The sequence below is a fragment of the Kribbella sp. NPDC056861 genome (assembly GCF_040687575.1).
Classification (GTDB): Bacteria; Actinomycetota; Actinomycetes; order Propionibacteriales; family Kribbellaceae; genus Kribbella.
Map to the genome: position 1 here is coordinate 233,397 of NZ_JBFBNQ010000003.1, position 23,900 is coordinate 257,296.

Here is a 23,900-nt window from a genome sequence, read left to right on the forward strand (position 1 = left end):
AGCTTAGCTGATACGGCGTCCCAAATATCAATACGACGTTTTAGCGAGGGCAGAACAAAGGGCCGGTCCCCGTGGGACCGGCCCTTCGCGGTGGGTAGAGCTAGTTGTTGATCTGGGTCTGCAGCGCGGAGGCGTAGGTCGCGACCTGCGCGTAAACGCCCGGGTTGTTGGCGTCGGCGCAGCCGATACCCCAGGAGACGACACCGAACAGCCGGCCGTTCAGGACCAGCGGCCCACCGGAGTCACCCTGGCAGGAGTCCTTGCCGCCGGCCTTGTATCCGGCGCAGATCTCGCCGTTCCCGACGTAGCCGTAGCTGGCGTAGACGGAGTTGCAGTACGCGTCACCGAGGACCGGGACGGTGACCTTCTGCAGGCGGTTCGCCGGGCCGGTGCCCTCGGTGTTGCCGTAGCCGTAGACGATCGGCTGGGCGCCGACGGCGTCCGCGGCGACGCTGGTCTCCAGCGGCAGGGTGGCGACGCCGGTGAACGGGGTGGTCAGGGTCAGCACGGCGACGTCGTGACCGTCGGCCTGGCCGTACAGCGGGTCCTTCCAGATCTTGGAGATCTTCGAGGTCTTGCCGCCGGTGCTCGAGTTCAGGTTGTCGCGGCCCTGGATCGCCGTGTAGGTGCTGATCGGCTGCGTGACGCAGTGCGCCGCGGTGACGATCTTGTTCGCCTTGACCAGGGTGGCGCCGCAGTACTGGCCCACCGGGGACGACGAACGGCTGTTGTTCAGCGCGATCATCCACGGAACCTGCGCGGTGCTGGCGGTGGTGCCGCCGACGATGTTGGTCCCGGGCGGGGGCGTCCGGGCCTCGGCGGTGGACAACGCGCCGGCCGACGCGAGGGCGACCACGGCCGCGGCGAGTACTGCGCGGAACTTGAGCTTTCCTGTCATGCGACACACTCCAGGGTTCTCTCGGGCCGCGAATGGGCGGAAGCGGCCGTGTGCAGAGAAGAGTTAAACGTTCACAGTGGGTAGCGCAAGCGAAAGCCCGGGGCACATCGGTGACGCCGCAGTCCCGTGCCACCGACTTAAGTCAGCCGGCCGAAGACCTCGGATGGCCGATTGCCGCGGCAGGACGGCGAAAACTTCAAGCCATGAGAGAAGAACCCCGGCAAACAGGTCAGATCAGCCGCGCGCAGTTTCTGGGACGAGCCATCGCCCTCGGACTGCTGGCTGCCGGAACCGCGCCTGCCGCCGCCAGCGCGGCGGCAGGCGCGGGAGGAGGGAGCGCAGCGGGCGCGGGAGGTGGAGCGGGTGTTGGTGGTCGCGGGGCTGGACGAGGTGGGCGGGGGCTCGCCTTCAAAGGGGTGGCGTACGACGTCGGCACCGGGTTTCTCGGGGACGACAGCCGGGTGTTGTGGAGCAGGCAACTCATGCGCGGTGAGATTCGCGCGATCGGGGAGCGGCTGCATGCCAACTGGGTGAGTGTGTACGGGACTGATCTCGGCAGGCTGACCGAGACCGCCGAGGAGGTGCTCAGGCGGGGGATGAGGGTTTCGTTGCAGCCTCGGGCATTTGATCAGCCGCAGGCGGATGCGTTGGAGCACCTGCGGCAGGCGGCCAGGGCGGCTGAGCGGCTGCGGGCGAAGTACCGGCCGGAGGTGGTGCTGGTGATCGGGTGTGAGTTCATGTTGTTCACACCGGGGATCGTGCCGGGCGCGGACTTCTTCGAGCGGGTCGAGTACCTCACCAAGGGGGAGTTCGACATGGCCGAGCTGCAGCGCAGGCTCAGGGTCTACGTGGCGAAGGCGGTGAAGGTTGCCAGGAGCAACTTCAAGGGCCGGATCACGTACGGCGCGGCGTCGGATCTGGAGCAGATCGACTGGAGCCTGTTCGACATCGTCGGGCTGGACTATTACTCGTACCACGCAGACAAGGCCGGGCACACCGAGGAGCTGAAGCGGTTCCGGCGGTGGAACAAGCCGATCATGATCCTCGAGTTCGGCTGCTGCACCTTCACCGGGGCGCCCGAGCTGGGCGGGATGGGCTGGGACATCGTCGACTACGAGGCCGACCCAGTCCGGATCAAGCCCGGCTATGTCCGCGACGAGCGGGAGCAGGCCGACCATCTGCGCACGATGCTGGAGGTGTTCACCGCGGAGGGCCTCCTGGGCGCCGCGATGTACACGTTCATCTCACCCGACGCGCCGCATCGCGCGGATCGCGACCACGACGAGGACATCGCGGCGTTCAGCCTCTGCAAGGTGATCCGGCAGAACTCCTCGGACCCAGCGTCGAAGTACCGCTGGGAGCCGAAGAAGTCCTTCCATGCCGTCAGCAACTTCTATCGAATCTGCTGATCAGGCGACGTTGAAGGTGTCCGGGTCCGGCCCGGTGCGCTCGCCGCGCTCGAGGCCGGCCAGCGACTCCAGGTCGGCGGTGGTGAGCTCGAAGTCGAAGACCGCGAAGTTCTCCCGGACCCGGGCCGGGGTGACCGACTTCGGGATCACGACGTTGCCGAGCTGCAGGTGCCAGCGCAGCACGATCTGGGCCGGCGACCGGTCGTACTTCGTCGCCAGCGTTGTGACCGCCGACTCGGACAGCAGCGAACCGCCCTTGGCCAGCGGGCTCCACGCCTCGGTGGCGATCCCGTGCTCGTTGCCATAGGCCCGTACTGCGTGCTGCTGCAGGTACGGGTGCAGCTCGACCTGGTTCACCGCCGGTACGACGGACGAACCCGTCGCGAGCTGCTCCAGGTGGGCCGGCTGGAAGTTGGAGACCCCGATCGCGCGGACCACGCCATCGGCGTACAGCTTCTCCAGCGCGCGCCAGCTGTCGGCGTACTTGCCGAGCTCGGGGGCGGGCCAGTGGATCAGGTACAGGTCCAGGTAGTCCAGGCCGAGCAGACCGCGGCTGTGCTCGAAGGCGGCCAGCGCCTCCTCATAGCCCTGGTCGGCGTTCCACAGCTTCGTGGTGATGAACAGCTCTTCGCGGGCGAGGCCGGAGGCTGCGAGTGCCTTGCCGACGCCGGCCTCGTTGCCGTACACAGCGGCCGTGTCGATGCTGCGGTAGCCGGCCTCCAGCGCGGTCGTGACCGCCGCGGTGGTCTCCGCGTCGGGGACCTGGAAGACGCCGAAGCCGAGCTGCGGCATCTCGACGCCGTTGTTGAGTTTCAGGGTGGGGATCATCAGTGTCATTCCTTCAGACAGTCGTGAGGGTGGGAACAGGAGTGGAGGAGGTCCGCCGGCGATCCAGCAGACCCGAGGTGAGCGCGACGGCGAGACCGGCCGTGGCGAGTGCGGCGCCGACCCAGTTGGGAGCCGTGTACCCGAGGCCATGCTCGATGGTGAGCCCGCCGAGGTAGGCGCCGACCGCGTTGCCGAGGTTGAAGGCGGCGATGTTGGCCGCGGAGGCGAGCGCCGGAGCGCCGGCCGCCTTGTCCATCACCCGCTTCTGCAGTGGCGCCACGGTCGCGAAGCCGGCCGCGCCGAACAGCGCGATCGTCACCGCCGCGGGCACCTGTCCATGAGCGGTGAAGACGAAGGCCACCAGTACGACGGCCAGCAGCGCCAGGATCACGTACAGACTCGGCATCAGCGAGCGGTCGGCCGCCTTGCCGCCGAGCAGGTTGCCGACCACCAGCCCGCCGCCGAACAGCACCAGCAGCCAGGTGACGGCGCCGGACGAGAAGCCGGCCACCTCGGTCATCATCGGCGCGATGTAGGTGAAGGACGCGAACACCCCGGCGAAGCCGAGCGCGGTCATCGCCAGCGCGAGCCAGACCTGCAGGTTGCGGAACACGGCCAGCTCGCTACGCAGCCCGGGACCCTCGCTGACGCCCTGTCGCGGCACCAGGAAGACGATGCCGAGCAGCCCGATCACGCCGAGCACGGTGACCGCCCAGAAGGTCGAGCGCCAGCCGAAGGCCTGCCCGAGCGCGGTGCCACCCGGTACGCCGAAGACGTTCGCCACCGTCAGTCCGGTGAACATCAGCGCGATCGCGCTGGCCTGCTTGGCCTTCGGCACCAGCGACGCGGCGACCACCGAGCCGACGCCGAAGAACGCGCCGTGCGACAGCGCCGCCACGATCCGTCCGGTCATCAGCACGCCGTACGACGGGGCGAGCGCGGAGATCAGGTTGCCGGCGACGAAGACGCCCATCAACGCGATCAGCACGGTCTTGCGGGAGATCCTGGAGCCGAGCGCGGTCAGCAGCGGCGCGCCGACCACGACGCCGAGGGCGTAGCCGGAGATCAGCAGCCCGGCCGACGGGATGCTGACGCCGAAGTCGGTGGCGACCTCGGGCAGCAGCCCCATGATCACGAACTCGGTGGTGCCGATCCCGAAGGCGCCGATGGCCAGTGCCCAAAGCGCGGCAGGCATGGTGTGGTTTCTCCTCGAAGGTAGTCTTGTGACTGTTACCGGCGTCCGCGATAGTTGCACACGCGGACTATTGCATGAGCCCTATGTTGCCTCATGCATGGGTATAGTTCAAGTGAGGCCTGAGGAGGACGCTGTGGGACTACCCGATGACGCGGCCGAGGCGCGCGCCCAAGGCTGGCGGACGCTGGCGGCGCTGCACGCCCGGATCGAGGACGAGTTGGAGCGCGCGCTGCAGAAGCAGCATGGGCTCTCGGTCAGCGAGTACTCCGTACTCGACGTGCTGGGCCGGCAGGAGGAGCACCACCTGCGGATGAACCAGCTATCGAACGCGGTCGTGCTCAGCCAGTCGGCGACCACCCGGCTGGTGAACCGGCTCGAGGACCGCAAGCTGCTGGAGCGCTACCTGTGCCCGACCGACCGGCGGGGGATCTACACCGAGGTCACCGAGGCGGGCCGCGCGCTGCTGGCCGAGGCCGAGCCGACACACGACGAGGTACTGACCGGCGCCTTGCGGAAGGCCGCCGAGTTCCCCGAGCTGGCACCGCTCGTGGATGCGCTGGCGCAGCTCCCACTGCCTGCGAAGGTCTGACACTTCGAGGCTGTGGGTTGGCTGAAGAAGCCGGCTCGTTCCTGGTCTGACGGGTAGTCCGCTGGCCAGGATCGAGGCATGGGTGAGATCAGTGAGCAAGCCGCCGTACGGCGGTTGCAGGAACGCTTCGGGTTCGGGGGCAAGGCGGCCGCGCCCGCAGCGGATTTCGAGCAGACCAAGACGCGGTTGTTCAGTGCCGCAGCTGATCCCGGGGTGTCGCCGCCGCCTGCGTTGACGACGCCGGCGATGGCGGAGAAGGGCGACAAGGAAGCGCGGAAGGCAGCCAACAAGGCGCGGGCGCGGCAGGAGTTGCAGCTCTCGGCGTGGTGGCTCGACCGGATGGTCGCCGGGGAGCGGGCGACCGAGCGGCTGACGTGGTTCTGGCACGGGCACTTCGCGACCAGTAACCAGAAGGTTCGCAGCGCGCCGCTGATGCTGGCGCAGAACCAGGTCTTCCGGCGTACGGCACAAGGGAGTTTCACCGACCTGGCCCGGGCGATGATCGTGGACGCGGCGCTGATCCGCTGGCTGGACGGCAACGACAACCGCAAGGGATCGCCCAACGAGAACCTGGCCCGGGAGTTCCTGGAGCTGTTCACGCTCGGCATCGGGCACTACGCCGAGGTCGACGTCTTCGAAGGCGCTCGGGCGCTGACCGGCTGGACCGTACGCCGTACTTCGACCCGCCCGGTGTTCCTGCCGAAACGTCATGACTCGGAGCCGAAGACCGTCTTCGGCAGGACCGGCGACTTCGACGCGCAAGGCTTTGCCGATCTGGCGTTGGCCAAGCCCGAGTCCGCGGCCTTCGTGGTCGGGCGGCTCTGGTTTCGGCTGGTCTCGCCGACTCCGCCGTCCGCCGCGACCCTCGCGCGGCTGGTCGCCGCCTACGGGAGCGGGCGCGACATCCAGGCGGTGCTGAAGGCGATCGCAGCTGAGCCGGCCTTCCGGGACAGCGCGTCGGCGATGGTGAAGCAACCGGTGGAGTGGGCCGTCGGGTTGATGCGTGCGCTCGGTGTGCGGCCTTCGACGTTCGACGACAAGACGAAGCTGAAGCTGCTGGCCGGGTTGCGCGGGATGGGGCAAGTGCCGTTCCGGCCGCCGAGTGTCGGTGGGTGGCCGTCGGGCGCGAGCTGGCTGACCACTTCGGCTGGAGTAGCGCGGCTGCAGTTGGCCCAGGAGCTGGCGAAGCTGGTCGAGCTCGGGCAGTTGCAGAAGTCGAGCGCGCGCGTCGACGGAGTACGGGCGTTGCTGGGTGTCGAGGCGTGGACCGGTCGCACCAGAGATGCCCTGGCCGGGTTGACGGATCCTGCGCAGCTGGTCGCGGTCGCGGCCTGTGCGCCCGAGTACGTAGTGAGCGGTTGAGGAGAATCATGGACAACCTGACCCGACGCCGGTTCCTGACGATGAGCGGAGTCACGGCCGCCGGCGCGCTGGCCGTGGGCGCGACCCAGGTGAACTGGTCCGACCTGATGAGCGCGGCGGTCGAGAATCCCTTGCAGAGCGGCGATTCCGTCCTCGTGGTGGTCACCCTGTACGGCGGCAACGACGGGCTCAACACCGTGGTGCCGGCCGGCGATCCGGAGTACCAGAAGGCGCGGCCGGAGTTGGCTTACGAGCCCGAGAAGGTGCTGGATCTCGGCGAGGGGCTGGGGCTCAGCCCCGGTCTCAAGGGACTGAAGGGGCTGTGGGACGAGAAGGCGCTCGCGATCGTGCGCGGGGTCGGCTATCCGCAGCCGGACCGGAGCCACTTCCGGTCGATGGCGATCTGGCAGACCGGCTCGCCGAAGACCTCCGTTCCGACCGGGTGGCTGGGGCGCTGGCTCGATGCGGCCGGTGGCGATCCTCTGCACGCGGTGTCGGTGGAGCCGACGCTGCCACCGTTGTTGGCAGGGGCAACGACCGCGGCAGCGTCGCTACCTGTTCGAGGGCTGAAGCTCCCCGCAGGCAAGGTCGGTACTGCGTTCGCCGCGCTGGGCAAGCCGAGTCCTGGTGAGGAGCACTGGCAGGCCGCCGCGGCGAAGTCGCTGGGCGATCTGCAGAACGCGGTGAAGGTGCTCGGCGGGGCGGTGCACGATCAGGCCGAGCGCGAAGACGATGAGGACGAGCAGAAGACCAAGGGCGGCTCGGCCGGCGGCAACTCGCAGCTCGGAGCTCAACTGGATCTCGTGGCCGGTCTCGTGGAGGCGGGCGTGCCGACCCGGGCGTACTCCGTGTCGCTGGGCGGATTCGACACCCATGCGGACGAGCGCGGGACCCAGGAGCGGTTGCTCGCCGAACTGGATGGAGCGTTGACGCCTTTCGTGCAACGGATGCGGAAGAGCGATCGCGGTCGGCAGGTCGTCGTCCTGGTGTACTCCGAGTTCGGGCGGCGGGTGCATGCGAACGGGAGCGACGGCACCGATCACGGGACGGCCGGACCGCTGTTCGTGCTCGGCGATCAGGTGCGCGGCGGGTTCTACGGCGAGCAACCGAGCCTGACGGACTTGTCGAACGGCGACCTGGTCGCGACGACCGACTTCCGCGATGTCTACGCGACGATGCTGCGCGGCGTACTGGGGGCTGATGGTGAGCGGATCCTTGGCGGTCACAGTGGGAACGTCGATGGACTGCTCAAGGTGTGAGGGTCAGCAGGAACGCGGCGCCGGGCTTGCCGTCCGGGCGGTCGGTGGCGATCAGGTCGCCACCGTGAGCCCGGGCGAAGCCGCGTGCGATCGGCAGGCCGAGGCCCGAGCCGCGGCTACGTTCGCCGTGCACAAGTCGCTGGAAGATCCGCTCGCGGTCCTCGGGTGGCACGCCAGGACCGTTGTCCTGGACAACTACCTGGACCTGATCGGGAGTCTGGCGGAGCAGGACCTCGATCCGGCCAGTGTCGCCGGTGGCGTGGCGGGCGTTGTCGAGCAGGTTGGCGAGGATCTGGGTGAGGCGGTCGGGGTCGGCCTGGAGTTGCAGGTCCGGGCCGATCACTTCGACGGTGTGGTCGGGGGCCATCAGCTGCAGACGGTTCGCCTGGGTCTGGGCGAGGTGCTTGAGCAGGACGGGTTGGCGGCGCAGTACGAGGCCGGCGTCGATCCGGGCCAGTTCCAGCAGGTCGGCGACCAGGGTGCCGGCTCGGCGGGACTCTCGGACCAGCAGGAGTTCGAGCTCCCCGCGGCGTTCGGCGGGGGTGTCCGGACCGAGTTGGAGCAGGGTTTCGGCGGCGGTCTGCAGGCCGGTGACCGGAGTACGGAGCTCGTGGGCGGCGTCGGCGACGAACTGGCGCATGTGCTGCTCCGCACCGCGGGCCGTCCGCTCGGCGCCTTCGAGCGAGTCGAGCATTTCGTCGAAGGCGAGTGCCGTCCGGCCGAGTTCGGTGTCGCTGCGGGTTGGTTGCAGGCGGCCCCCACGACGGCCCGCGGCGATCGAGCGGGCCAGCGAGGTCATCGCGTCGAGCGGAGCCAGGGCGACGCGCATGCCGAGGATCAGGGCCAGGGCGGTGATCAGGACAGCGGCGGCGCCGGCGACGACCAGGACACGTTGCAGGGTCCGGCTTGCGCCTTCCAGTTGCGAGGTGTCGGCGGAGAGCAGCAGGGTGGCGCCGCGAGTGCGTTGACCGGCGGTCAGGGTGCTCTTCACCTGCCGGGCGTCGCTGCTGGGATCTAGGGCGGGGGAGCCGAACTCCTGACCGGTGCGCAGGATCAGCGTGACCCGGATGCCGTCGGCATCGATTCGCCGGACGAGGTTGGCGGGGGCAACGTTCTGCCGGGCGAGCTGCTGGGCCAGCTGGGCCCGGCCGGCCAGCAGCGTGGTGAGGTTGCGTTCGGCTTGGGCGTCGAAGATCGCCTTGACCGCGAGGCCGGTGATCGGGAGGACGACCAGCAGGACGAGGAGCGCGGTGATCGTCACTCGGCGCCGCAGCGAGACGGTGTTCATTCGGTGGGTTCCCGCAGCAGGTAGCCGGCGCCGCGGATCGTGTGCAGCAGCGCGGGGCTGCCGAGCTTGCGGCGCAGCGCGCTGACGTGGACCTCGACCAGGTTGGCGGCATAGTCGTCGTACCCCCACACGGCAGCCAGGAGCTGAGCCTTGCCGACCACCTTGTCCCGGCGTCCGGCCAGGAACGTCAACAGCTTCAGCTCGGTCGCGGTCAGCTCCAGCGGCCGGCCCGCGCGACTGACCGAGCTGGCCTCCACGTCGATGGCCAGGTCGCCGATCTCCAGGACGGTCCGCAGCCGGCCCATCCGGCGCAGTACGGCCTCGACGCGGGCGATCAGCTCGGCGAGCACGAACGGCTTGACCACGTAGTCGTCGGCGCCGGTCCGCAGGCCGTGCAGCCGGTCCTCGACGGCGTCCCGAGCGGTGAGCAGGACGATCCCGGCGTTCGAGAGTTCACGGACCAGCTCCAGTAGCACGAACCCGTCCCGGCCGGGCAGCATCACGTCGAGCAGGACCAGATCGGGCCGGAACGCCGCCAGGTCGCGTTCGAGCAGCTCGCCGTCGGCGCGGGTCAGCACCTCGCAGCCGGCCTCCTCCAGGGCGATCCCGACCGCCGTCCGGATCGCCTCCGCGTCCTCGACCACGAGGACTCTCGCCACCATCCGCCCATCGTGCCACCGGCCGGCTCTTCGTCAGTACTCCGCCCGCGCCGCCTTCAGCACACCTTCAGGTGCGGTGGGACACTGGAGGCCTGATGGCGAAGGCGGACAAACACAAGGTCTACTTCTGGCTGATGGGCACCTGCATCGGCCTGATCGTGCTCGCCTGGTTCGTGGTGCGGCTGTTCTCGATCCCGGCCGCGATCGGGATGAGCGCGGTCGCCGCCGTCATCCCGCCGATCGCCGCGATCGTGGGCAACCGTCCACAGCGCTAGGACCAGGTTGTGGACAGTACGTCGATGAATGCCGCCGCGAGTGGGTCGGGCGCGCCGCGGGTGTAGGCCGTGAGGGTGCGGCGGGTGGGCGGATCGGTTCGTAGTACGCGGCCGTCGAAGGCCGTCGGCAGGATGTTGGACGGGACCAGGGCCGGACCGAGGCCTGCCGCTGCGAGCGTCGGCGCCGCGGCGGTCTGCTCGGTGTGGACCGCCACGCGGGGCTCGAAGCCGGCCTTCGCGCAGGCCTGATTCAGTACGTCGGCCAGGCCGTGGCCAGGCGTGTAGTGCACCCAGGCGCGGTCGGCCAGGTCCTTCAACCGGACCGTCTTGCGGCCACGAGCGGCTGCTGGGTCGTCCGCGGCGACGACCACCACGAGCTCTTCTTCGCCCAGGGTGTGGATGGTGCCCGGCCAGTCCGGCGGCGAAGGGCCGACGGCGAGATCGGCCTGGCCGGCGCTCATCGCCTTGGTCAGCTCGTCGGTGTGCCGGTGCTCGAAGAGCCGGATACCGACGCCGGGATGGGTCCGGCGCCAGGCCTTGAGCGCGGTCGGCAGGATACCGAGGCTGATCGAGTAGAGCGTCGCGATCTGCAGCTCGCCGACCTCCAGCCCCGCCGCCTGCCGGGCAGCGCAGTGGGCGCGTTCGGCGTCGGCCAGCGCGGCGCGGGCGTGCGGGAGCATCGCGCGGCCGGTCGGGGTCAGCCGGACCGCCCGCGGCAGGCGCTCGAGCAGCGTGCTGCCGGTGGACCGCTCGAGCGCACGGATCTGGTGCGAGAGCGCGGGCTGGGTGACGTGCAGCAGCTCGGCGGCCTTGGTGAAGGAGCCCAGGTCGACGACCGTCACCAGATATTCGAGCTGCCGGAGCGTCGCCATGAACAGAGCTTATGGGATCGGTGATCACTATGCCTTGGACTTATCCACAGGGTTAGCCACAGGCTGGGGATATGGACCTGAGGAAAGTCGCGCTGGTGGTCGGCGCCCGCGGAGTGATCGGCACGAAGCTCGTCGAGCAACTGGACTCGCTGCCGGACTGGGAGGTGGTCGGACTGTCCCGGCGCGGCGGTGTCGACTCGCCGGGCGTGCGGCACGTGGCTGTGGATCTGCTCGATCCCGACGACACCCGCGCCAAGCTGTCCGCGCTGACGGAGGTGACCCACGTCTTCTACGTCGCTTATCAGGACCGCCCGACCTGGGCCGAGCTGGTGCCGCCGAACCTCGCGATGCTGGTCAACGTCGTCGATGCCATCGAGCCGGTCGCGCGCGGACTGCGGCACGTCAGCCTGATGCAGGGCTACAAGGTGTACGGCGCGCATCTCGGGCCGTTCAAGACGCCGGCCCGGGAGGACGATCCGCCGCATCTGCCGCCGGAGTTCAACGTCGACCAGCAGCGGTTCCTGGAGTCGCGGTCCGCTCAGGCTGACTGGGACTGGTCGGCGTTGCGGCCGTCGGTCGTCGGTGGAGTTGCCCTCGGCAACCCGATGAACCTGGCGGTCGGGATCGCCGTCTACGCGTCGATCTCGAAGGAGCTGGGGGTGCCGCTGCGGTTCCCAGGGAAGCCTGGCGCCTACGACAGTCTGCTGGAGATGACCGACGCGGGGTTGTTGGCCAAGGCAACCGTCTGGGCGGCGACCTCGCCGGCGGCGGCGAACCAGGCGTTCAACATCACGAACGGCGATCTGTTCCGGTGGAGTGAGTTGTGGCCGAAGCTCGCCCGCTGGTTCGACCTGGAGGTCGCGCCGCCGTTGCAGATGTCGCTGGCGACGGTGATGGCTGACAAGGAGCCGCTGTGGAAGGAGCTCCAGGCGGCGCACAGCCTGGCCGGTACGGCGTACGCCAAGGTCTCGTCCTGGCCGTTCGCGGACTTCGTCTTCGGCTGGGACTACGACTTCTTCGCCGACGGCTCGAAGGCCCGGCGGGCCGGTTTCCACGAGTACGTCGACACCGAGGCGATGTTCTACGGCATCTTCGAGACGCTTCGGCGCGAGCGCATCATCCCGTAGGCCGGGTGTGGCATGCTCCCGGCTGTGGCGGGACAAGGATCGGGTCAGGGCGCCGGACGGGTGCTGGGAGTCAACCTGCGGGCCCGGCGGGACGAGCAGGGCATCTCGCTGTCGGAGCTGGCGCGGCGGTCGGGGATCGCCAAGGGCACGCTGTCCCAGCTGGAGTCCGGCGCGGGCAACCCGACGATCGAGACGGTGTTCAGTCTGTCGAACGCTCTCGGGGTGCCGGTCTCGTCGCTGCTGAACGAGCCGCCGGCCGCGGACCTGGTGCACGTCCGGTCGGCCGACGTCGAGGTGCTGACCGGTGACGCGGTCGATCTGCGGATGCTGCGGCGGCTGGAGCACCCGGGGTCGCTGCTGGAGGTCTACGACCAGCAGATCCGGGCGGGCGCGGTGCAGCGCTCGGCCGGGCATCCGGGGACCGAGCATCACGTCGTACTGGCTGGGCGGTTGCGGATCGGGGCGCAGGGGCGGCAGTACGAGCTCGGTCCGGGGGACTACCTGGCGTTCCGGGCGCACGCGGCGCACGAGTACGAGGCACTGGACGGGCTGGTGCGGTCGGTGTTGCTGCTGGAGTATCCGCCGGACGTTCAGCCGGCGTCGCTGGACGGGCTGCACCTGAGCTGAAGTTTTCGCCCGTTGACCTGGGCGGCGGACGGACGTACGCTCGAATCGTTCATTTTACTGAACGGTCTGGCGAGAGGTTCGGATGGCTGAGGTCGATGTGGTGGTGGTCGGGGCGGGCGTCGTGGGTGCCGCCTGCGCCGAAGCCTTGTCGGCCGCCGGCGTGCGGGTGCTGGTGCTGGATCGTGGCTCGCCGGCCGGTGGGACGACCGCTGCTGGTGAGGGCAACATCCTGGTGTCCGACAAGGCGCCGGGGCCGGAGCTCGAGTTGGCGATCGCGTCGCGGGCCGAGTGGCTCGCAGTACTGGATCGGTTGCCGGAGCGGGTCGCGGATGTCGAGTGGGAGCCCAAGGGTGGGCTGGTCGTCGCGACGGGTGAGCCTGGGCCGTTGGAGGACTTCGCGGCCGCGCAGCGTGGGGCTGGGGTCGATGCGCGGGTGATCAAGCCTGCGGAGGTCTTCGAGTTGGAGCCGTTGCTGACTCCTGCGGTGACGGTCGGCGTGTATTACCCGGAGGACGCGCAGCTTCAGCCGGTGCTCGCGGCGACGGCGTTGCTGGCCGCAGTACGGGCTCGTGGGGGTGAGGTCCGGGGTGGCGTCGCCGCTTTGTCCGTACGCCAGTCCGGTGGGCGGGTGACTGGGGTTGTGACTGACTCGGGGGTTGTTGCCTGTGGCGCGGTGGTCAACGCGTGTGGGCCGTGGGCTGGCGCATTCAGTGCGCTCGCGGGTGGGCCGATCGAGATCCTGCCGCGGCGGGGGATGATTCTGGTGACCGCGCCGTTGCCGGAATGCGTGCGGCACAAGGTTTATGACGCCGACTACGTGGGCGCGGTCGGGAGCGGCGACGCGGAGCTGCAGACGTCGACGGTGGTGGAGTCGACGCGGGGTGGCACGGTGCTGATCGGGTCGAGCCGGGAGCGGATCGGGTTCGACGACGCAGTGCGGGTGAAGGTGCTGCGGGAGTTGGCGCGGAAGGCGGTGGGGTTGTTTCCGTTCCTGGGCGAGGTGCCGGTGATGCGGGCGTACGGCGGGTTTCGGCCCTATGCGCCGGATCATCTGCCGGTGATCGGGGCTGATTCGCGGGTTGCGGGGTTGTGGCATGCGACCGGGCATGAGGGGGCTGGGATCGGGTTGGCTGCTTCGACTGGGCGGTTGATTACCGAGTTGTTCTTGGGGTTGGCGCCGCATGTGGATGCTGCGGCGTTCCGGGTTGATCGGCCGGGGGTTGTCTTGTGAGCCCTTACCTGCGTTCTGTTGAAGGGGATCCGGCTGAGCCGCGGCCGGGTGAGGCTTTTGCGATCACTGTCGATGGCGAGACGGTGGAGGCGCTGCCGGGGCAGAGTGTTGCTGCTGCGTTGATGGCTGGTGGGCGGGATTCCTGGCGGCGTACGCGGGGTGGTGAGCGGGCGCGGGGCGTGTTTTGCGGGATCGGTGCTTGCTTCGATTGTTTGGTGGTGGTGAACGGGCTGCCTGATGTGCGCGCTTGCCAGCGGGTGGTGGCGGCGGGGGATGAGGTCAGGACGCAGCATGGGGTGGAGTTGCCTGGTGCTGGGGTTGCTGGCGCGCGGATGGGTGCGGGTGCTGTCGCGGCTGGCCGCGCTGACGGCGTACGGGTGGTGCCGGTGGTTGTGGTGGGGGCTGGGCCCGCTGGGATGAGCGCGGCGGTGGCTGCGGCTGACGCTGGTCGGTCGGTGGTGCTGGTTGATGCCGGGACGAGTGTGGGTGGGCAGTTCAATCGGCAGTTGCCTGCGGAGTTTCGGGCTCGGCGGCCGGAGAAGTTGCAGCATGGGTGGGCTGCGTTCGCGCGGTTGCGGGATCGGATTGCTGGTGATCCGGCGATCACGCATTTGACCGAGACGAGTGTGTGGGCCGTCGAGCGGAGCGAGCGGAGTACGAGGTTGTGGTTGCAGCGCGGCGAGGCTGACGCTGCTGGACGACAGGTGTGGGCTGTCGAAACACCTGCGCTGGTGCTCGCGACGGGTGCCTATGACCGGGTGCTGCCCTTCCCTGGGTGGGAGTTGCCGGGGGTTTACACCGCCGGTGCCGCGCAGGCGTTGGCGAAGGGACAACGGATCGCCGTCGGTCGTCGAGTGGTTGTCGCCGGGACGGGACCCTTCCTGCTTCCCGTCGCCGAGTCGCTGGTCGGTGTCGGTGCCGAGGTGGTTGCTCTGCTCGAAGCCAACCACCCGAAGACCGTCGCCCGAGGCTGGCTCTCGGACCCGCTGGCCGCCCTCACCAAACTCGGCGAAGGCGCCGCCTACGCAGCTCTGCTCGCCCGCCACCGAGTCCCTGTGAAACATGGCCGCACAGTGATCGCCGCCCACGGCACCGACCGGGTAGAAGCAGTTACCACCGCCCGCCTGGACCGCAACTGGACCCCGATCCCGGGGACCGAAGAACGCCTCGAGGTCGACGCCGTCTGCCTCGGCTTCGGCTTCACTCCCAATCTGGAGCTCGCCGTCTCCACCCGCTGCCAACTGACCGAAGGCCCGGACGGCGGCCCCGCAGTACTGGTCGACGGCAACCAGCAAACCACCACCCCTGGAGTCTGGGCAGCAGGCGAACTAACCGGCATAGGTGGAGCCGCCCTGGCTGCAGCCGAAGGCCACGTGGCCGGCACCGCCGCAGCAGGTTCTGTAACTGATGAGAAGACCATCAGAGAAGTTGCTAAAGGCAAGCGGTTTGCCAAGGCGTTGGCTGTGGCGTACCCCGTGCGGGATGGGTGGCTGGCGTGGAGCGGGGCGGATACCAACGTCTGTCGGTGTGAGGAGGTTTCGCGGGGTGATGTGGAGGAGGCGGTGAAAGCTCGCGAGGTTGGGGGTGCGCGGAGTTTGAAGCTTTCGAGTAGGGCTGGGTTGGGGTTGTGTCAGGGGCGGGTGTGTGGGCGGAACGTGGCTGCGATCAGCGGAGTACGGAACGAGTACGGGCGGCCGGTTGGGCAGCCTGTGCGGATGAGTGATTTGGCCGGCGCGGAGATTCTGGAGGACTTGTGAGCGAGAAGCTTGATGGTGTGATCGTGGCGACGGCGTTGCCGTACGTCGAGGACGCGGCGGCGCCGGCTGGGTTGCGGCCGGACTACGAGAAGTATGCGGAGCACTGTCGGTGGCTGGTGGAGAACGGCTGTCGGGGTGTTGGGCCCAACGGGTCGTTGGGGGAGTACTCGTCGTTGACCGATGACGAGCGCCGGAAGGTGGCGCAGACGGCGATCGAGGCCGTGGGCAACGATGGGATCGTTGTGGTCGGCGTGCACGGGGCGGGGGCGCACCAGGCTCGGGCGTGGGCGGAGAAGGCGGCGGAGGACGGGGCGGACGGCGTACTGTGCCTGCCGCCGACCATGTACCGCGCGAATCGCGGCGAGGTGCTTCACCACTACACCGAGGTCGCCAAGGCGGGGCTGCCGGTGATGGTTTACAACAACCCGCACGACACCAAGGTGGATCTGACGCCTGACCTGCTGGCGGAGATCGCGCAGATCGACAACATCGTGGCGGTGAAGGAGTTCACCGGGGACGTTCGGCGGATTCTGGAGATTCGTGAGGTGGCGCCGAGTCTCAATGTCGTGGCGGGTGCCGACGATCTGACGCTGGAAGCGTTGCTGATGGGCGCGACCGGCTGGTTCGCGGGCTTCCCCAACGTCTTTCCGGCCGAGTCCGTCAAGCTCTACAACCTTGCGCTGGAAGGGAAGCTGGCCAAGGCGCGGGCGCTGTACGAGCCGTTGGTGGCCGCGTTCCGGTGGGACTCGCGGGTCGAGTTCGTGCAGGCGATCAAGTACGGAATGGACTACGTCGGCCGGTACGGCGGTCCCTGCCGGCCGCCGCGCGGACCGCTCGTGCCCGAGCACCTGGCGCAGTTGGAGCTGGACATGAAGAAGGCCGTGGAGTCGTTGGCATGAGGTCGATCCGGACCTTGAGCGCGATCGACTCGCACACCGAGGGGATGCCGACCCGGGTGATCACCGGCGGGGTCGGCGTCATCCCGGGCGCGACGATGGCCGAGCGGCGGCTGCACTTCCTCGAGCACGACGACGATCTGCGGCTGTTCCTGATGAACGAGCCGCGCGGGCACTCGGCGATGAGCGGCGCGATCCTGCAGCCGCCGACCCGGCCGGACGCCGACTGGGGTGTGCTCTACATCGAGGTCTCCGGCTGCCTGCCGATGTGCGGGCACGGCACGATCGGGGTCGCGACCGTGCTGGTCGAGTCGGGGATGGTCAAGGTGACCGAGCCGCTCACCCAGGTCCGGCTGGACACCCCGGCGGGGCTCGTCGTCGCGGATGTTGCCGTCAGCAACGGCAGGGCGGAGCACGTGACGATCCAGAACGTACCGGCGTACTCGCACGCGCTGGATGCGACGGTCAAGGTCGACGGGCTGGGCGAGGTCACCTACGACCTGGCCTACGGCGGCAACTTCTACGCGATCCTGCCGTTGGAGCAGCTCGGCATCCCGTTCGACCGGTCGGAGAAGGACCGGATCCTGCAGGCCGGGCTGGACATCATGGACGCGATCAACGCCACCGATCGGCCGGTGCATCCGCTGGACCCGTCGATCAACGAGTGCAAGCACGTCCAGTTCACCGCACCCGGTCGCGATGGCGCGCACTCGCGCAACGCGATGGCGATCCACCCGGGCTGGTTCGACCGCTCCCCGTGTGGCACCGGCACGTGCGCGCGGATGGCGCAGTTGCATGCGCGCGGCGAACTCGACCTAGGGCAGGACTTCGTCAACGAGTCCTTCATCGGCACCCGCTTCACCGGGCGGCTGCTGGAGGAGACGACGGTCGGCGAGCGCGCGGGCGTAGTACCGACGGTCACCGGGCGGGCGTGGATCACGGGGATGGGTCAGTACCTGCTCGACCCGACTGATCCGTTCCCGACAGGATTTGTGCTCTAGCTGGTGAAGTGCAGGGTTTGGCCGGGGCGGAGTTGGGCGCAGGCAGCCAGGTCCGCCCCGGCCACGTAGGCGATGACGGGGTAGCCGCCGGTGACCGGGTGGTCGGCCAGGAAGAGAACCGGCAGGCCGGACGGCGGGATCTGGAGCGCACCGAGGGCCATGCCTTCGGTGGGGAGCTCGCCTTGGTGGATCCGCTCCAGCGGCGTGCCCTCCAGGCGTACTCCGATGCGATTGCTGTTACTGCTGACCGTATAGGTCTGCCCGAGCAACGCGCCGGGCGCGAACCAGTCCTCCCGCGGCCCAGCCGTCACCCGTACGGCGATCTCGCCCGCCGCCGGATCGGCCACCGCCGCGAAGTCCACGCCCGGCATCGGCCCGTGCTCCCCGCCGACAGGCAACGAATCGCCGACCTTCAACGGCGCAGGCCCGAGGCCGGACAGCAAATCGGTGGACCGCGAGCCGAGCACCGGAGTCACTGCAAACCCACCCCGTACTGCGACGTACGTCCGCAGCCCGCTCGTCGGTGGCCCAAGACGCAGCACGTCGCCCGCTCGCAGCGTGGCCGGAGCGTTGAGCGGGGTGCCGGGACAGGGCGCGCCAGTCACCGCCACCACCACATCGGACTCGGCCCGGAGCACCAGTCCGCCGAAGGTCACCTCGAGCGCCGCAGCTCCAGAAGCGTTACCCACAAGCCGATTCGCCAGCTCGTACGAGCGCAGGTCGCAAGCACCGGACCGCGGTACGCCGAGCGCCGCCTGCCCGGCCCGGCCACGATCCTGGATGGTTGCCAACGGCCCGGTTTCGAGCACGGTCAGCATCAGTCCTCCACCCTCACGAAACGGACCCGGCGGCCCGGACTCAGCAGCGCGGCGGGCTCCCGCGTCTGATCGAAGACCTTGAGATCCGTATGCCCGAGGAGTTGCCAGCCGCCCGGGGACTCGCGCGGGTAGACGCCGCTGAACTCACCGGCCAGCGCAACCGCGCCGGCGGGGACCTTGGTGCGCGGCGAGGAGCGGCGCGGGATGTCCCAGGAGGTGGTGCCGGTGAGATAGCCGAAGCCGGGAGCGAAGCCGCAGAAGGCGACCGTCCAGTCCTCAGCGGTGTGGCGCTTGATGACGTCGTCGATCGAGCACTCCAGGAGCTCGGCCAGGTCGGGGAGATCCTCCCCGTCGTACACGACCGGGATCTCCAGCAGCTCGCCGCCGGTCCGACTGCCCGACACCGGCTGCACCGCACGCAGCAACCGGGTCAGCTCCACCAGGTCGGTGCCGTCGGTGGTGACCATGACGGTGCGTGCCGCCGGGATGATGTCGATGACGCCGGCCGGTGGCGACGCGGCCAGCGCCGCGTAGTACCCGAGGACCTCGGTGAGATCCTCGAGCTCCACCAGTACGGCGCGTTCGCCGGCAGGCAAGATGCGCATCACTGACTGAACGGGCTCAACGTGACGCCCGCTCCCTCCAACGCCTTGCGGACCTGCAGAGCGATCTCGACCGCGCCGGGCGTATCGCCGTGCACGCAGATCGACGCCGGCGCCAACTGCAGCTCGCCGCCCGCGCTGTCGGCGATGACCCCTCCGGTCGACATCGCCGTACAGCGGGCCGCGATCTCCGCTCCGTCGTGCAGCACCGAGCCGGCCTCACGCCTGGACACCAAGGTGCCGGCCGGTGTGTAGGCGCGGTCGGCGAAGGCTTCGTGGACGACGGTCAGCCCGGCTTCGGCGGCGAGCCGGAGCCAGGCCGAGCCGGGCAGACCGAGCACCGGCAGGGCGGCGTCGTAGTCGACGATCGCGCCGACCACGGCCGCCGCCTGCTCCTGGTGGCTGCCGATCGTGTTGTAGAGCGCGCCGTGCGGTTTCACGTACCGGACGCGATCACCCGCGATCCGGGCGAACGCGTCCAGCGCGCCAAGCTGATAGATCACCTCGTCGCGCAGCACGGCGGGCTCGACGTCGAGGAAGCGGCGGCCGAAGCCGGGCTTGTCGTCGTACCCGACGTGCGCGCCGATCGCGACGCCCCGCTCGACCGCTTGGCCGGTCACCCGGCGCATGATCGACGGGTCTCCGGCGTGGAAGCCGCAGGCCACGTTGGCGCTGGTGACGACGTCGAGCAGGGCCGCGTCGTCGCCCATCGTCCACGAGCCGAAGCCCTCACCGAGATCGGCGTTGAGATCCATCAGACCGCTCCTTTAACCGAACAGCTCGAAGACGGGCTTCACCGAGCGGACCGCCAGGTAGATGGTCAGCAGCCAGGCCGCGCCGCCGATCAGCAGTAGCCACCTGGGGTACTTGTACCCACGGAGCAGATCGGTGCGCTGCCATGCCACCCAGAGAAGCACACCGATGCCGACCGGCAGCAGCAACCCGTTGAAGGCGCCGGCGAAGATCAGCAGCTGGGTGGGCGCGGTGCCGATCGACAGGAAGATCACCGTGCTGACCGCGATGAAGCCGACCACGAGGATCGTCCGGGTCCTGTCGGTCGTCCTCGTCCGGGACGTCACGAAGGTGACCGTCGTGTACGACGCGCCGATCACGCTGGTGATCGCCGCCGCCCAGAGCACCACCCCGAAGGCGCGCAGCCCGAACTCGCCGGCCGCGTGCTGGAAGGCCGACGCGGCCGGGTTCTTCGGGTCCAGCGCCTGGCCGCCCGCGACCACGCCGAGGATCGCCAGGAACAGCACGATCCGCATCACGCCGGTGATCAGGATGCCGGTGACCGAGCCGCGGGTGATGTCCTTGACGTGCTGCGGGCCGGAGACGCCGGAGTCGAGCAGCCGGTGCGCGCCGGCGTACACGATGTAGCCGCCGATGGTGCCGCCGATCAGGGTGGTGATCGCCAGGAAGTCGACCTGCTCGGGCAGTACGACGTTCTTCAGCGCGGTGCCGACCGGTGGGCCGGAGGTGATCGCGATGTAGGTGGTGAGCAGGATCATCACCGCGCCGAGCACCAGCACCACCCGGTCCATCGCCAGCCCCGCGCGCTTGGACAAGAAGATGCCGATGGCAATCAATGCGGAGAGCGCGCCGCCCAGCTTGGGGTTGAGGCCGAGCATCGCGTCCAGGCCCAGCCCGGTGCCGGAGACGTTGCCGATGTTGAACACCAGGCCGCCGACGAACAGCAGCGCGGCCATCACGTAGCCGAGCCCCGGCGCGACCAGGTTGCCGAGCTCCTGGGCCCGCCGGCCGGAGACGCCGATCACCCGCCAGACGTTCAGCTGCAGCGCGATGTCGACCAGGATCGAGGCGGCGATCGCGAACGCGAAGGCGGCGCCGAGGGACACGGTGAAGGTGGTCGTCTGGGTGATGAACCCGGGCCCGATGGCCGAGGTGGCCATCAGGAACATCGCGCCGATCAGCGTCGACTTGGTGCTCGCCTTCATCGCGGTCTCGGGCGTCTTCCTGCCCGCCGCGGGTGGCAACTGCCGGCCGGCGCCCTGACCGGTACTACGGGTCGCCGGGCGCCGGACAGGCTTCGAAGTGGGTTTGGTCGGTGGCTTCGACATGGCGGTGCTCCTGGGTCCTCAGAAAGCTTTCGGTCGGTCTCCTGCAGACGGTCGGTAGGTGAGTGAACGCCTTGAGTGATTTCGAGAGTAGAGATTGTTCAACAATCCTGCAAGACTCTTGTTCATCGAAATTTCCCACCGCGCCGGGAGTGAGCGATGATGCAGAGATGTCCATCAGTCAGCGCAGCGACGACGACGAGGGCCGGCAGGCCTGGCTCCGCGGCGTCGCCGCGGACGTCGCCCGGCAGGACCGCAGCAGCTCCGCCGAGCGCGCGGCCGACATCCTCCGCCGCAGCATCACGGAGGGTGCCCTCCGCCCTGGCGCCCAGCTCTCGGAGATCGAGCTCACCGAGGTCCTCGACGTCAGCCGGAACACGCTGCGGGAGGCCTTCCGGCTGCTCACCCACGAAGGACTGCTGGTCTACAAGCTGCACCGCGGCGTCTTCGTGCCCGAGCTGGACGAGCACGACGTGGTCGACCTCTACCGGCTGCGCCGGGTCCTGGAGGTCGACGTACTCCGCGGCCTCACGCACCGCACTCCCGAGCTTCCCGGCGAGCGGCTCAAGCCGCTGGAAGACGACCTCCTGGACGCCGAGGCCGCCGCGCTGGACGGCCGCTGGGCAGCCGTCGGTACGGCGAACATGCGCTTCCACCGCCACCTCATCGGCCTGGCCGACAGCAGCCGGCTCGACGACATCACCGGCCGGCTGCTCGCCGAGCTGCGGCTGCTCTTCCACGTCATCGCGACCCCGCAAGAGCTGCACGAGCCCTACATCGCGCGCAACCGCTCCATCTACCAACTGCTCTGCGACCGTCAGTACGAGCAGGCGGCCGATGTTCTCCAGGACTACCTGCTGGACTCCGAGCAAGGACTGCTGGACGCGTTCAGAGCGAGGTGACGCATGCTGACCCCGGGCGACGCGCGAGCGCAGTACCGGGGTGGGCTGGTGGTTCCGACTTCGGGTCACGCGCCGGGCTTCACCCAGGCCAACTTGGTGGTCCTGCCGCGTGACTGGGCCTACGACATGCTCCTGTTCGGCCAGCGCAACCCGCAGCCGGTGCCGCTGCTCGACGTCACCGACGCAGGCTCGACCAGTACTGCGCTGGCGCCGGGCGCCGACCTGCGCACCGACCTTCCGCAGTACCGGGTGTGGCGGGATGGTGAGCTGGTCGACGAGCCGGCTGAGGTGGTGGACCTGTGGCGCGACGACCTGGTCAGCTTCCTGATCGGCTGCAGTTTCAGCTTCGAGAGCGCGCTGATAGAGGCCGGTGTGCCGGTCCGCAACATCGAGCAAGGACGGAACGTGTCGATGTACCGGACCAATCGCGAGTGCCGTCCGGCCGGGCGGTTGAGCGGGCCGCTGGTGGTCTCGATGCGGCCGATTCCGGCGGCGTTGGTGGCGACCGCGGTACAGGTCACTGCGCGGATGCCGCGGGTCCACGGCGCGCCCGTGCACGTGGGTTCGCCCGAGGCGCTCGGTATCGCGGACCCAGCGCGGCCGGACTTCGGTGATGCGGTGGAGGCGGCGCCTGGAGATGTTCCGGTTTATTGGGCTTGCGGAGTGACGCCCCAAGCTGCGTTGATGGATTCCAGGCCTCCGTTCGCGATCACCCACGCTCCTGGGCACATGTTCGTGACCGATGTGCCGGATGCCGTGTATCGCCAGCCCTGACAGCCCCGAGGGGGAGCAGATGAGTGAAGACCGGACCGAGGAACAACGGAAGTCCTACCGGCCGATCGACGCGGCGGGATTCCGTGCGTCGATCGCGCGGGACTGGGGTGCGGTCGACCGGTCGGTGACGTTGCCGGACGGGCTGGCCGACGCCGCCGCCGAGCATCGGCGCAAGCTGGTCGCGGCGCTGCCCGGCCGCCGGATCGCCGTCGCCGCGGGCCGCGCGCCGGTCCGGTCGAACGACACCGACTTCTCCTTCCGCGCGGACAGCGACTTCGTCTGGCTGACCGGCTGCCAGGCCGAAGGCGCGGTGCTGGTCATCTCCGGCGACGGCGACGCGACGCTCTACCTGCGCGAGCCGGCCGGCCCGTCCGAGGCCGACTTCTTCGCGAGCGCGCGGGACGGTGAGCTGTGGATCGGGCCGGTGCCCGGGCTGAAGGACTGGTCGGACGCACTGCAGCTGCCGTGCCGGCCGATCGAGGAGCTGCCGTCGGCGGTGCGCGGCGCGGTACCGGCGATGTTGACGACGTACGGCGTGGAGCCGCTGCTGGACGCGCTGGTCGGCGGCAACCCGGCGAACTCGCAGGAGCTGCGGCAGTCGCTGGCCGAACTGCGCCGGATCAAGGACGACTGGGAGCTCGACCAGCTCCGCGAGGCCGTGGCCGCCAGTGTGCTGGCCTTCGCCGACGTGGCGCGCGAGCTGCCCGAGGCCGTCCGCGGTGGTGGCGAGCGCTGGCTGGAAGGCACCTTCGACCGCCGCGCCCGTACTGCGGGCAACGGGCCGGGCTACGCGTCAATCGTTGCTGCTGGCAACCACGCGCCGGTGCTGCACTGGGTCCGCAACGACGGTGCCGTCCGCGAGGGCGACGTGATCCTGTTCGACGCCGGAGTGGAGACGCGCACCCTGTACACGGCCGACGTGACCCGGACCTTCCCGGTGACGGGTGAGTACACGCCGGCCCAGCGGCAGGTGCACGACCTGGTCCACCAGGCACACGTCGCGGCGCTGGACGCGGTCCGGCCGGGTTCGCCGTACCGGGCCTTCCAGTACGAGGCGATGCGGGTGCTGGTCGAAGGCCTGCGGGACTGGGGTGTTCTGGACGTCTCGCTGGACGAGGCGCTCGGGCCGGACGGGCAACAGCACCGCCGGTACGTCGTCTGCGGGCTCGGCCATTACATCGGCCTCGACGTCCACGACTGCGACTCGGCCCGCCCGGAAACCTACTTCGCGGCCGACCTCGAGGTCGGGATGGCGCTCGCGGTCGAGCCAGGCCTCTACTTCCATCCGCACGACGAGACGATCCCGCCGGAACTGCGCGGCATCGGCATCCGGATCGAGGACAACGTGGTGGTGCACTCCGACCGGCTGGAAATCCTCACCGAGGCGCTGCCGATCACCACCGACGGCCTGGAGGCCTGGACCCGGAGCCACCTCCCGACGTAACCCTGGGTG

General features: G+C 69.3%; 24 protein-coding genes. 14 read left to right on the forward strand and 10 right to left on the reverse strand.

Features of this window, described 5'->3' with window-relative positions:
* Positions 1 to 100: 100 nt before the first annotated feature.
* Positions 101 to 898 carry a serine protease gene (locus tag AB0P21_RS14880; protein ID WP_363696910.1) on the reverse strand — a complete coding sequence of 266 codons (798 nt, stop codon included), beginning with the start codon at positions 896 to 898 and terminating at the stop codon, positions 101 to 103.
* A gap of 203 nt (positions 899 to 1,101) precedes the next feature.
* Between AB0P21_RS14880 and AB0P21_RS14885 the strand changes: the two genes are divergently transcribed.
* Positions 1,102 to 2,307, forward strand: coding sequence for a hypothetical protein (locus AB0P21_RS14885; RefSeq protein ID WP_363696912.1), 1,206 nt, complete (start codon positions 1,102 to 1,104; stop codon positions 2,305 to 2,307).
* On the opposite strand, the gene AB0P21_RS14890 is transcribed toward AB0P21_RS14885, so the two are convergent.
* Together AB0P21_RS14890 and AB0P21_RS14895 are read right to left on the reverse strand one after the other, a co-directional pair.
* Positions 2,308 to 3,135, reverse strand: coding sequence for an aldo/keto reductase (locus tag AB0P21_RS14890; protein ID WP_363696913.1), 828 nt, complete (start codon positions 3,133 to 3,135; stop codon positions 2,308 to 2,310).
* A gap of 13 nt (positions 3,136 to 3,148) precedes the next feature.
* Entirely contained in the window at positions 3,149 to 4,330 is a 1,182-nt protein-coding gene (locus tag AB0P21_RS14895; protein WP_363696914.1) for an MFS transporter, read from the reverse strand.
* Between the two features lie 133 nt (positions 4,331 to 4,463).
* Between AB0P21_RS14895 and AB0P21_RS14900 the strand changes: the two genes are divergently transcribed.
* The 3 genes from AB0P21_RS14900 (at position 4,464) to AB0P21_RS14910 (ending at position 7,540) form a co-directional block, all read left to right on the forward strand.
* Complete coding sequence (locus AB0P21_RS14900; protein ID WP_363696915.1) at positions 4,464 to 4,919, forward strand: MarR family transcriptional regulator; 456 nt, start codon at positions 4,464 to 4,466, stop codon at positions 4,917 to 4,919.
* A gap of 78 nt (positions 4,920 to 4,997) precedes the next feature.
* On the forward strand, positions 4,998 to 6,281 hold the full coding sequence (locus AB0P21_RS14905; RefSeq protein ID WP_363696917.1) for a DUF1800 domain-containing protein: 1,284 nt from the start codon (positions 4,998 to 5,000) through the stop codon (positions 6,279 to 6,281).
* An 8-nt stretch (positions 6,282 to 6,289) separates the two neighbouring features.
* Complete coding sequence (locus tag AB0P21_RS14910; RefSeq protein WP_363696919.1) at positions 6,290 to 7,540, forward strand: DUF1501 domain-containing protein; 1,251 nt, start codon at positions 6,290 to 6,292, stop codon at positions 7,538 to 7,540.
* Here AB0P21_RS14910 and AB0P21_RS14915 read toward each other — a convergent pair.
* Both AB0P21_RS14915 and AB0P21_RS14920 read right to left on the reverse strand, forming a co-directional pair.
* Entirely contained in the window at positions 7,530 to 8,828 is a 1,299-nt protein-coding gene (locus AB0P21_RS14915) for a HAMP domain-containing sensor histidine kinase (RefSeq protein WP_363696920.1), read from the reverse strand. The genes AB0P21_RS14910 and AB0P21_RS14915 overlap by 11 nt on opposite strands.
* Positions 8,825 to 9,490: a response regulator transcription factor gene (locus AB0P21_RS14920; protein ID WP_363696922.1), complete on the reverse strand. Its 666-nt coding sequence runs from the start codon at positions 9,488 to 9,490 to the stop codon at positions 8,825 to 8,827. Before AB0P21_RS14920 ends, AB0P21_RS14915 begins: the two co-directional genes overlap by 4 nt.
* 92 nt (positions 9,491 to 9,582) lie before the next feature.
* Between AB0P21_RS14920 and AB0P21_RS14925 the strand changes: the two genes are divergently transcribed.
* On the forward strand, positions 9,583 to 9,762 hold the full coding sequence (locus tag AB0P21_RS14925; RefSeq protein WP_363696924.1) for a hypothetical protein: 180 nt from the start codon (positions 9,583 to 9,585) through the stop codon (positions 9,760 to 9,762).
* Here the strand turns inward: AB0P21_RS14925 and AB0P21_RS14930 are convergent.
* On the reverse strand, positions 9,759 to 10,634 hold the full coding sequence (locus tag AB0P21_RS14930) for a LysR family transcriptional regulator (RefSeq protein ID WP_363696925.1): 876 nt from the start codon (positions 10,632 to 10,634) through the stop codon (positions 9,759 to 9,761). The two genes, AB0P21_RS14925 and AB0P21_RS14930, sit on opposite strands and share 4 nt — an antisense overlap.
* Before the next feature lie 71 nt (positions 10,635 to 10,705).
* Between AB0P21_RS14930 and AB0P21_RS14935 the strand changes: the two genes are divergently transcribed.
* The 6 genes from AB0P21_RS14935 (at position 10,706) to AB0P21_RS14960 (ending at position 17,273) form a co-directional block, all read left to right on the forward strand.
* Complete coding sequence (locus tag AB0P21_RS14935; RefSeq protein ID WP_363696927.1) at positions 10,706 to 11,761, forward strand: SDR family oxidoreductase; 1,056 nt, start codon at positions 10,706 to 10,708, stop codon at positions 11,759 to 11,761.
* A 24-nt stretch (positions 11,762 to 11,785) separates the two neighbouring features.
* Positions 11,786 to 12,388: an XRE family transcriptional regulator gene (locus tag AB0P21_RS14940; protein ID WP_363696929.1), complete on the forward strand. Its 603-nt coding sequence runs from the start codon at positions 11,786 to 11,788 to the stop codon at positions 12,386 to 12,388.
* Between the two features lie 82 nt (positions 12,389 to 12,470).
* Positions 12,471 to 13,619 (forward strand): FAD-dependent oxidoreductase, encoded by a 1,149-nt coding sequence (locus tag AB0P21_RS14945; protein WP_363696931.1) that lies wholly within the window; start codon positions 12,471 to 12,473, stop codon positions 13,617 to 13,619.
* Positions 13,616 to 15,376: an FAD-dependent oxidoreductase gene (locus AB0P21_RS14950; RefSeq protein WP_363696932.1), complete on the forward strand. Its 1,761-nt coding sequence runs from the start codon at positions 13,616 to 13,618 to the stop codon at positions 15,374 to 15,376. The genes AB0P21_RS14945 and AB0P21_RS14950 overlap by 4 nt, the downstream gene beginning before the upstream one ends.
* Positions 15,373 to 16,275 carry a dihydrodipicolinate synthase family protein gene (locus AB0P21_RS14955; protein ID WP_363696934.1) on the forward strand — a complete coding sequence of 301 codons (903 nt, stop codon included), beginning with the start codon at positions 15,373 to 15,375 and terminating at the stop codon, positions 16,273 to 16,275. Before AB0P21_RS14950 ends, AB0P21_RS14955 begins: the two co-directional genes overlap by 4 nt.
* Positions 16,272 to 17,273: a proline racemase family protein gene (locus AB0P21_RS14960; RefSeq protein ID WP_363696935.1), complete on the forward strand. Its 1,002-nt coding sequence runs from the start codon at positions 16,272 to 16,274 to the stop codon at positions 17,271 to 17,273. The genes AB0P21_RS14955 and AB0P21_RS14960 overlap by 4 nt, the downstream gene beginning before the upstream one ends.
* On the opposite strand, the gene AB0P21_RS14965 is transcribed toward AB0P21_RS14960, so the two are convergent.
* The 4 genes from AB0P21_RS14965 to AB0P21_RS14980 are packed head-to-tail and all read right to left on the reverse strand — an operon-like array spanning position 17,270 to position 20,774.
* Positions 17,270 to 18,091 (reverse strand): biotin-dependent carboxyltransferase family protein, encoded by an 822-nt coding sequence (locus tag AB0P21_RS14965; RefSeq protein WP_363696936.1) that lies wholly within the window; start codon positions 18,089 to 18,091, stop codon positions 17,270 to 17,272. The two genes, AB0P21_RS14960 and AB0P21_RS14965, sit on opposite strands and share 4 nt — an antisense overlap.
* Positions 18,091 to 18,696, reverse strand: coding sequence for an allophanate hydrolase subunit 1 (locus AB0P21_RS14970; protein WP_363696938.1), 606 nt, complete (start codon positions 18,694 to 18,696; stop codon positions 18,091 to 18,093). The genes AB0P21_RS14965 and AB0P21_RS14970 overlap by 1 nt, the downstream gene beginning before the upstream one ends.
* Positions 18,696 to 19,448, reverse strand: a complete 753-nt coding sequence (locus AB0P21_RS14975) for a 5-oxoprolinase subunit PxpA (RefSeq protein ID WP_363696939.1) — start codon at positions 19,446 to 19,448, stop codon at positions 18,696 to 18,698. The genes AB0P21_RS14970 and AB0P21_RS14975 overlap by 1 nt, the downstream gene beginning before the upstream one ends.
* A gap of 12 nt (positions 19,449 to 19,460) precedes the next feature.
* The gene (locus tag AB0P21_RS14980; protein WP_363696940.1) at positions 19,461 to 20,774 is read right to left on the reverse strand and encodes an NRAMP family divalent metal transporter; all 1,314 of its coding nucleotides are present in this window, start codon (positions 20,772 to 20,774) and stop codon (positions 19,461 to 19,463) included.
* Positions 20,775 to 20,941: 167 nt separating this feature from the next.
* On the opposite strand from AB0P21_RS14980, the gene AB0P21_RS14985 reads away from it, so the two are divergent.
* From AB0P21_RS14985 to AB0P21_RS14995, 3 genes are read left to right on the forward strand one after another with little or no spacing between them, the layout of a single operon-like run.
* Entirely contained in the window at positions 20,942 to 21,673 is a 732-nt protein-coding gene (locus tag AB0P21_RS14985) for a GntR family transcriptional regulator (RefSeq protein ID WP_363696942.1), read from the forward strand.
* A 3-nt stretch (positions 21,674 to 21,676) separates the two neighbouring features.
* A complete protein-coding gene (locus AB0P21_RS14990; protein ID WP_363696944.1) occupies positions 21,677 to 22,447 on the forward strand; it encodes a putative hydro-lyase in 771 nt (256 codons plus the stop codon).
* 19 nt (positions 22,448 to 22,466) lie between these two features.
* Positions 22,467 to 23,891, forward strand: coding sequence for an aminopeptidase P family protein (locus AB0P21_RS14995; protein ID WP_363696946.1), 1,425 nt, complete (start codon positions 22,467 to 22,469; stop codon positions 23,889 to 23,891).
* Positions 23,892 to 23,900: the final 9 nt, after the last annotated feature.

Excerpts from the sequence above, each read along its gene's own strand:
- AB0P21_RS14880 (WP_363696910.1), bottom strand. The coding sequence starts at position 898 with ATGACAGGAAAGCTCAAGTTCCGCGCAGTACTCGCCGCGGCCGTGGTC.
- AB0P21_RS14885 (WP_363696912.1), top strand. The coding sequence starts at position 1,102 with ATGAGAGAAGAACCCCGGCAAACAGGTCAGATCAGCCGCGCGCAGTTT.
- AB0P21_RS14890 (WP_363696913.1), bottom strand. The coding sequence starts at position 3,135 with ATGATCCCCACCCTGAAACTCAACAACGGCGTCGAGATGCCGCAGCTC.
- AB0P21_RS14895 (WP_363696914.1), bottom strand. The coding sequence starts at position 4,330 with ATGCCTGCCGCGCTTTGGGCACTGGCCATCGGCGCCTTCGGGATCGGC.
- AB0P21_RS14905 (WP_363696917.1), top strand. The coding sequence starts at position 4,998 with ATGGGTGAGATCAGTGAGCAAGCCGCCGTACGGCGGTTGCAGGAACGC.
- AB0P21_RS14910 (WP_363696919.1), top strand. The coding sequence starts at position 6,290 with ATGGACAACCTGACCCGACGCCGGTTCCTGACGATGAGCGGAGTCACG.
- AB0P21_RS14915 (WP_363696920.1), bottom strand. The coding sequence starts at position 8,828 with ATGAACACCGTCTCGCTGCGGCGCCGAGTGACGATCACCGCGCTCCTC.
- AB0P21_RS14920 (WP_363696922.1), bottom strand. The coding sequence starts at position 9,490 with ATGGTGGCGAGAGTCCTCGTGGTCGAGGACGCGGAGGCGATCCGGACG.
- AB0P21_RS14925 (WP_363696924.1), top strand. The coding sequence starts at position 9,583 with ATGGCGAAGGCGGACAAACACAAGGTCTACTTCTGGCTGATGGGCACC.
- AB0P21_RS14930 (WP_363696925.1), bottom strand. The coding sequence starts at position 10,634 with ATGGCGACGCTCCGGCAGCTCGAATATCTGGTGACGGTCGTCGACCTG.
- AB0P21_RS14935 (WP_363696927.1), top strand. The coding sequence starts at position 10,706 with ATGGACCTGAGGAAAGTCGCGCTGGTGGTCGGCGCCCGCGGAGTGATC.
- AB0P21_RS14945 (WP_363696931.1), top strand. The coding sequence starts at position 12,471 with ATGGCTGAGGTCGATGTGGTGGTGGTCGGGGCGGGCGTCGTGGGTGCC.
- AB0P21_RS14960 (WP_363696935.1), top strand. The coding sequence starts at position 16,272 with ATGAGGTCGATCCGGACCTTGAGCGCGATCGACTCGCACACCGAGGGG.
- AB0P21_RS14965 (WP_363696936.1), bottom strand. The coding sequence starts at position 18,091 with ATGCTGACCGTGCTCGAAACCGGGCCGTTGGCAACCATCCAGGATCGT.
- AB0P21_RS14970 (WP_363696938.1), bottom strand. The coding sequence starts at position 18,696 with ATGCGCATCTTGCCTGCCGGCGAACGCGCCGTACTGGTGGAGCTCGAG.
- AB0P21_RS14975 (WP_363696939.1), bottom strand. The coding sequence starts at position 19,448 with ATGGATCTCAACGCCGATCTCGGTGAGGGCTTCGGCTCGTGGACGATG.
- AB0P21_RS14980 (WP_363696940.1), bottom strand. The coding sequence starts at position 20,774 with ATGTCGAAGCCACCGACCAAACCCACTTCGAAGCCTGTCCGGCGCCCG.
- AB0P21_RS14985 (WP_363696942.1), top strand. The coding sequence starts at position 20,942 with ATGTCCATCAGTCAGCGCAGCGACGACGACGAGGGCCGGCAGGCCTGG.
- AB0P21_RS14990 (WP_363696944.1), top strand. The coding sequence starts at position 21,677 with ATGCTGACCCCGGGCGACGCGCGAGCGCAGTACCGGGGTGGGCTGGTG.
- AB0P21_RS14995 (WP_363696946.1), top strand. The coding sequence starts at position 22,467 with ATGAGTGAAGACCGGACCGAGGAACAACGGAAGTCCTACCGGCCGATC.